General features: G+C 60.6%; 3 protein-coding genes and 1 pseudogene. 2 read left to right on the forward strand and 2 right to left on the reverse strand.

Features of this window, described 5'->3' with window-relative positions; translation table 11 throughout:
• Positions 1 to 274 precede the first annotated feature (274 nt).
• The gene (locus E3O50_RS17975; RefSeq protein WP_134560809.1) at positions 275 to 547 is read left to right on the forward strand and encodes a hypothetical protein; all 273 of its coding nucleotides are present in this window, start codon (positions 275 to 277) and stop codon (positions 545 to 547) included.
• Positions 548 to 593: 46 nt separating this feature from the next.
• Here the strand turns inward: E3O50_RS17975 and E3O50_RS17980 are convergent.
• Positions 594 to 689 (reverse strand): annotated as a pseudogene (locus E3O50_RS17980) (transposase); the annotation flags it as partial.
• 23 nt (positions 690 to 712) lie between these two features.
• Between E3O50_RS17980 and E3O50_RS17985 the strand changes: the two are divergent.
• The gene (locus E3O50_RS17985) at positions 713 to 814 is read left to right on the forward strand and encodes a helix-turn-helix domain-containing protein (RefSeq protein WP_134560811.1); all 102 of its coding nucleotides are present in this window, start codon (positions 713 to 715) and stop codon (positions 812 to 814) included.
• A gap of 367 nt (positions 815 to 1,181) precedes the next feature.
• On the opposite strand, the gene ctaD is transcribed toward E3O50_RS17985, so the two are convergent.
• A complete protein-coding gene (gene ctaD / locus E3O50_RS17990) occupies positions 1,182 to 2,891 on the reverse strand; it encodes a cytochrome c oxidase subunit I (protein WP_241975545.1) in 1,710 nt (569 codons plus the stop codon).
• Between the last annotated feature and the right edge of the window lie 359 nt (positions 2,892 to 3,250).

Genomic DNA, 3,250 nt, shown 5'->3' on the forward strand with positions numbered 1-3,250 from the left:
AACGCGGCGAAGAATGACGCCTTCTCGTCGTCGGTGAACGTTCGGGCTGGTGGTCGTTTTGTCTGTTCGGAAACCATGGTCGCAACTCCTGAAAAGTGCTGGGTGTTGCAACGACCGATAGAACCCAAGCACTTCTACTGGCCGTCAGCGGGCAGATCCGTGGCCGCCTATGGGCAGTTTGGCCCGGCCGCTAACACCACACTCCGTCGACAGCTAGATCAATCGCCAGTAAATCTGCACATACCAACTAACTGGTGGAGAATTTGTAGTTTCCGTGCAGGAATCCCCGGACGCAGCGTCCGCCCGAAGCTACTTCGACACGATGCAAGGAAAACTAGCCCCCGTCCAGCCCATTGAAGGACTTGCGAACCTCGAATTCCCCGCCTTCGAAACCGCAGAGGGCGTGGTCGTCTTCCTCAAGGACAATATGACGTTACAAGTTGACGCCAGAATGCTGACGGACAAGATCGGGCCGCAGGGCGTCACCCGCACCGCTTTCTCCTACGAAATAGCTACTGCCATCCTCGGCTGCTGGACCGGAAAATAGTCCGGCCGCGTCACAGTAGCCAAACCGCAGCCCGACGTGCCGATGTCGCTTGCGCGATGATCGCCGCGTCTCGGGCGTCGGTTTTCGCTTCGCCCGCGTGGAGGTCCGCGATCCGGCGCATAGCCAGGCCCGGCAGATAGCCCGGATGCGGTCCGGACAGCGGAGCTGCGCGAGAAAATCGCTGCTGGTGTGCCGAGGGCTGAACTTGCCCGCCAATACGGGATTAGCCGCGAAACCGTTTACGCGTATCACCGTCCCGAGGCCTGAATACGCTCCGTTGACGCATTACCTAGTTAAGAACTCCCATCAGATTTCACTCTCGTCTTCGTGGTCTGCTTCTTCAGCCGGCTGAAGTGTTCATTGGGCAATTTCCTACAAAAGGAACAGGGGACGTCGTCCGCGTCGAGGTGGCCGTGCGGTTCCGCTTAGTCACAGATCGAGAAACTTGGCAGGGCTGTCACGGTCACTACGCCAGCCGCATAGACACCACGTTCGTGACGCCCCTCGGGAGATTCACACTTCAGGTGCGACCACGTGCGCGCGCAACTCGGCGACGGCACGGGCGGTATCTGGGGTGCCCTTAGGTTCAGCGCGGAGCCGGGCGGCGAACTCGTTGACCGGCTAGGTTTTTCCATCATTGATTCCCATTCGTTGACAATTCGGGAGCATCGCGTGCGGCCGTATTACGTCCAGTCCCGACGGCCTCGGCCACTTCTGGGTGGTTCAGGTCGAAGGCGGGTCGTTCGGAACGGATCCGCGGCAGGTACGTGAAGTTGTGTCGCGGCGGCGGGCACGACGTGGCCCACTCGAGAGAGGAACCATACCCCCAAGGGTCGTCGACGGTGACCTTGGGTGCACGGCGTGCGGTGATGTAGACGTTCAGGAAGAACGGGATCATCGAGACGGCGAGGATCATCGCGCCGATCGTTGACAGCTGGTTCATCCAGGTGAAACCGTCTTCGGGCAAGTACGACCCGTACCGACGGGGCATACCGAGGATTCCGAGCCAGTGCTGCACGAGGAACGTGGTGTGGAAACCGATCAACAGAAGCCAGAAGTGCCACTTGCCGAGGCTCTCGTTGAGCATCTTGCCCGTCCACTTGGGCCACCAGAAGTAGAAGCCGCTGAACATCGCGAACACGACGGTGCCGAAGACGACGTAGTGGAAGTGCGCCACCACGAAGTAGGTGTCCGACACGTGGAAGTCCAGGGGCGGCGAGGCGAGGATGACTCCGGTGAGCCCGCCGAAGGTGAACGTGACGAGGAAGCCGAGCGCCCAGAGCATGGGCGTCTCGAAGGTCAGCGACCCGCGCCACATGGTGCCGATCCAGTTGAAGATCTTCACACCGGTTGGCACGGCAATGAGCATTGACATCAGTGAGAAGAACGGCAGCAGGACCGAACCCGTGACGTACATGTGGTGCGCCCAGACTGAGACCGACAGTGCACCGATGGCAATGGTCGCGTAGATGAGGGTCTTGTAGCCGAAGACCGGCTTCCGGCTGAAGACCGGGAACACCTCGGTGACGATGCCGAAGAACGGCAGAGCAATGATGTACACCTCGGGGTGGCCGAAGAACCAGAACAGGTGCTGCCAGAGAATGGCGCCACCGTTGGCCGGATCGTAAATGTGCGAGAGGAAGATGCGGTCGGAGGCGGCGGCGAGGAGGGAAGCTGCGAGTACCGGGAACGCCATCAGGACGAGGAGGGAAGTGACGAGTGTATTCCAGGTGAAGATCGGCATCCGGAACATGGTCATCCCGGGGGCGCGCATCGTGATGATGGTCGTGATGAAGTTGACCGCACCGAGGATCGTGCCGAAGCCGGAGAGACCCAGGCCGACCATCCAGAGATTGCCGCCGACGCCTGGCGAGAACGTCGTGCTTGCGAGGGGTTGGTAGGCGAACCAGCCGAACGACGCTGCTCCCTGCGGGGTCAGGAACCCACCGACGGCGATCAGGCTGCCGAAGAAGAACGCCCAGAAGGAGAAAGCATTCAGCCGCGGGAAGGCGACGTCGGGCGCACCGATCTGCAGCGGCATGAGGGAGTTGGCGAAACCGAAGAACAACGGCGTCGCGAACATCAGCAGCATGATCGTGCCGTGCATGGTGAACAGCTGGTTGTACTGCTCCTTGGTCTGAACGACCTGCAGGCCGGGCTCGAACAGCTGGGTCCGGATCACCAAAGCCATCACGCCGCCGAGGCAGAAGTAGACGAAGGAGGTGATCAGGTACATGTACCCGATGACCTTGTGGTCGGTGGAGGTGATCCACCGAACCAGGACGTTGCCCTTGCTGTCCGAGGAGGGCCGGCTGGAGAGCTCAATTCTCGTGGGTTCCGCCACCGTGGCCGACCTCGTAGTTTCGGTCCGTTCGATCATCGTCTGGCACGCCTCCCGTCTGTGACGGTCAGCAGATCGAGGAAAGCGCGGGTGAGCGGCCGACGGAGACACCCGCCTCAACATTGCTCGTAGTATGCACGGATTTCTCCACGCCTCTCCCTCCGAATGCGATTCCGACTCCACTGAGGAAAGCGCACACTGCCGATGAATGGAACCAGGTGCACCTACGTTGTGAGGGTATATCCCATTTGTAGTGCCCGCAATGGGTCACGTCCCGCTGAGTGGTGGAGTTTCTCAACACCGTGCGGGTCAGTTGTTCTAGCTTAGGCGGCGGCGAGTTCTGGGAGGATCACCGCCTCGTC

It is taken from the genome of Cryobacterium sp. MDB1-18-1 (assembly GCF_004402735.1).
Classification (GTDB): Bacteria; Actinomycetota; Actinomycetes; order Actinomycetales; family Microbacteriaceae; genus Cryobacterium; species Cryobacterium glucosi.